This window comes from Desulfatibacillum alkenivorans DSM 16219 (genome assembly GCF_900142135.1).
GTDB classification, from domain to species: Bacteria; Desulfobacterota; Desulfobacteria; order Desulfobacterales; family Desulfatibacillaceae; genus Desulfatibacillum; species Desulfatibacillum alkenivorans.
On record NZ_FQZU01000083.1, the window covers coordinates 1 to 3,360 of the forward strand.

Genomic DNA, 3,360 nt, shown 5'->3' on the forward strand with positions numbered 1-3,360 from the left:
TGTTGTGGTCAACTCCATCCTATCTGCTTGTTTTCTCAAGCACAACGGGGTTTTTCATTTTTTTTCTCCCCATCAATCGCGGATCTGGGGGTAAAAGCCAATTTGTTTTAATGCCGCGCCCATGCGGATGATTGACAAAATCCGTTCCGGGCATACAGTAATACAATTGTATAGCGGGGCGCACAGCCCCGCAGGAAACCCTCGACGATAATCAGGAGGAGACGCATGGCGGAATCATCACGGGTGTTGGAAGTATTTTCCGACTACACCTGCCCCTTTTGCTATTTTAATATGGAAAACGCCGAAAAACTGGCCAAGGAGTTTAACATTCCCATCCGCTGGCGGTATTACCCTCTGCATTCCGACGTTCCCGACGAGGGGATCGCCCTGACCGAACTGCTGGACGTCCCTCTCTCTGAAGTGGAAAAATGGGATCGGGAATTTTCCAGGACGGCCGCCCAACTGGGGCTGCCTTTTTGCTCCCTGGACAAAACCTACAACAGCAGGCTGGCTCAGGAACTGGGTATGTGGGCTGCGGATCACGGAAAAGGCCACGCCTTCCACAAGGCCGCGTTTGAAGCCTTTTTCGGCCAGGGATTGAACCTCGCCTCCAAGGAGGTGCTGCTGAACATCGCGGAAAAAGCGGGCCTGCCTCTTGATGAAGCGGAGAAAATCATCACGGATCGCACCTACCAGGAGGCGGTTGACAAAGAATGGGAAGCTGCGGAGGCCAAGGCGATTACCGCCGTGCCCACCATGATCTTTGGAGAAAATCGGCTGATTGGGGCTAAATCCTGGGAGCAAATGACAGCCCTGGTTCAGGCCGGTTTGGCCGATCAATAGGAGGCGGCTTATGAGATACGAAGGAACCACCTACCGCCCGCCTGTGGAATGCGACTCCATGCTCCTGCAGGTTACGGTGGGGTGCTCGCACAATGAATGCTCCTTCTGCAATATGTATCGGGACGTAAAATTCCGCGTATCCTCCATGGAGGAGATCGAAAGCGACCTTCAGGAAGCCCGGGGGATTTACCCCAAAGCCGAGAGAGTCTTTTTGGTCAACGGAGACGCATTCGTGCTGAAGGCGGACGCGCTCAAGGCCATCGCCGGGAGGGTTTTGGAGTTCTTTCCCGAATGCCAGAATATAGGCATGTACGCTTCCATCAAAAATATCCGGGATAAGACGGATGCGGAACTGACGGAGCTTCGAAAACTAAAAATAAACGATTTCCACGTGGGCGTGGAGTCAGGCATGGACTCCGTCCTGGAGCGCCTTAAAAAGGGGCACACGGTTACAGAGGCCGTGCACCACCTCAACCGTCTGACCAACGCCGGCATCCAGTACGCAACCAGCCTCATGCTGGGCGCCGCAGGGGCCGGAAACGGCGCCGAGAATGCGGAAAAAACAGCGGACCTGCTTAACCAGGTAAGGCCCAGCCTCATCTGGCTGGGGACCATGGGGGTTTTTAAGACCGTCCCCCTGTATCAGGATATCCTCTCCGGCAGCTTTACGCTGCCCACCGAACTGGAGGTTTTGGAGGAGGAAAAGGCGCTGATCGAACGACTCGCCCATGACGACGTTCTTCTTCAGGCCAACCACCCCACCAACCTCGTCTCCATGTTCGGCAGACTGCCAAGAGACCGGGAAAAAATGTTAGATCACATCAACGCCGCCATCGCCCATTACGGCGAAGAGGCGCTGTCCGTTCCCACCTCCCGTTTGGTCATGTAGATTTTTTGCAAAAAAAACCGGCGGCATGAAAGAACAGCCGCCGGTTTTGCCTACGGCTTGGAAAAATCGGCTTGACAGTTTTTCGCCCCTATTATATAGATGTATCTAACTTAGATTCTTTTATCTAAGTTGTTCGCAGGCAAAACGTGGAATCATCAGAATGCCGGGGTTCCGGCTAAAGCCAAACAGGAAGGCTGCATTCCGCCTCCGCCGTATTCGTGAGGCGGGTTTTTTAGGGAATTTAAGTTAGATTATTCTAACTCGATGCCGGAGCGAGAAAGGAGAAAGCCTCATGTTAAACGCGCACATTACGGACCTAGAACATCGGACCGGTTCCGCCGAAGAAATTGATCTTACCTCGGTTTCCCGGGAGCCTCGGCGGCTGTGGGAGACGGACAAGATTTTTCGATGTCCTCTCATGGGCATGTGCCTGACCGTTCCGGAGCAAAAGCAGGTGCTGAAGAAAGCCGGGATCTCCCCTAAAGGCAAGACTCTTTACGAGATTCATGAAATTCTCATTGGCTCCTGCGAAAACCAAAACCGCCTATCCCGCAAGATCGAAAATCTCCTGAACAGGAAATTCCTGAAAGAAGCCGACCCCTTGCGGGATCTTGACGAAAAGGCGTTCATGGACCACTGGGAAAGCGCCTTCCGGACCGGCAGCTACGAGGCGGTTCTTTGGGCGGCGGCCACGCGTCAGGTATTGTCCGCCAAAAACATGGCTCATATTTTCGGCGCGGCTCACATGGATATGCATCAGACCGCCCAAAACGCGGCCCAATTGGCCAAGCGCCTGTCAGCCGTGGAGGATCAGCTTGCGGGAGTCCGGAAGTTGCACCGGGACGAGGTTAAGAAGAGCAAATCCTTGGCCAAGGAGAACGCCGAGCTTACTCAAAAATGCCTCGCGTTGGAGTCCGAAGTCAAGTCCGCCAACGAAGAGGACGCCTTTATTCCGGAGAAAGGACAGGTTGAACGCGCCGTTCGTGTGGAGGAGGAAAACGCGGCCTTGTTGAGTCGCTTGTCACGTCTTGAAAAAGAGCTGGCTCAGAAGGACGCCCGGCTGATCGCCCTGGAGGAGCGGAGCGAGGAATTGCAAAAGGAATTGTCTTCCACGGAGAACGGCAAAGAGCAGTTCAAGGTGCAGGCCCGGAAGATGATCAACGACTTTATGCAGATGAATCGTTGCGATGACTCGTGCCCGTCGTTCAACCTATGCCGCAAGCGCATCTTGCTGGTCGGCGGCATCACCAAGATGGAAGCCTTGTACCGGGATATCGTGGAGAAGAACGGCGGCATTTTCGAGTATCACGACGGCTACATCAAGGGCGGCGTGCGGGATTTGGAAAACCGCCTTCGGAGGGCTGACGTGGTGCTGTGTCCGGTGAACTGCAACAGCCACGGCGCCTGCACCATGGTAAAAAATCTGGGCAAAAAGCACAAAAAACCCGTGCACATGCTTTCCAGCTCCAGCCTGAGCATGATTTCCCAGGCCGTACAGCGCACCGCCTCTCCCTAAAGGGGCCGCTCAGTTTCACCCCAGATCCGCGATTGATGGGGAGAAAAAAAATGAAAAACCCCGTTGTGCTTGAGAAAACAAGCAGATAGGATGGAGTTGACCACAACAACCT

At 54.1% G+C, this 3,360-nt stretch carries 3 protein-coding genes; all 3 read left to right on the forward strand.

Translation table 11 applies throughout. The features are described from left to right. Positions 1-225 precede the first annotated feature (225 nt). Positions 226-843, forward strand: a complete 618-nt coding sequence (locus BUE18_RS27015; RefSeq protein WP_073479223.1) for a DsbA family oxidoreductase — start codon at positions 226-228, stop codon at positions 841-843. 10 nt (positions 844-853) lie between these two features. After that, positions 854-1,732: a radical SAM protein gene (locus BUE18_RS27020; protein WP_073479224.1), complete on the forward strand. Its 879-nt coding sequence runs from the start codon at positions 854-856 to the stop codon at positions 1,730-1,732. A 292-nt stretch (positions 1,733-2,024) separates the two neighbouring features. Continuing rightward, positions 2,025-3,248, forward strand: coding sequence for a DUF2325 domain-containing protein (locus BUE18_RS27025; protein WP_073479225.1), 1,224 nt, complete (start codon positions 2,025-2,027; stop codon positions 3,246-3,248). Positions 3,249-3,360: the final 112 nt, after the last annotated feature.

Bases quoted from the DNA above. Each gene is read 5' to 3' on its own strand.
- BUE18_RS27015 (WP_073479223.1), top strand. From the start codon at position 226: ATGGCGGAATCATCACGGGTGTTGGAAGTATTTTCCGACTACACCTGC.
- BUE18_RS27020 (WP_073479224.1), top strand. From the start codon at position 854: ATGAGATACGAAGGAACCACCTACCGCCCGCCTGTGGAATGCGACTCC.
- BUE18_RS27025 (WP_073479225.1), top strand. From the start codon at position 2,025: ATGTTAAACGCGCACATTACGGACCTAGAACATCGGACCGGTTCCGCC.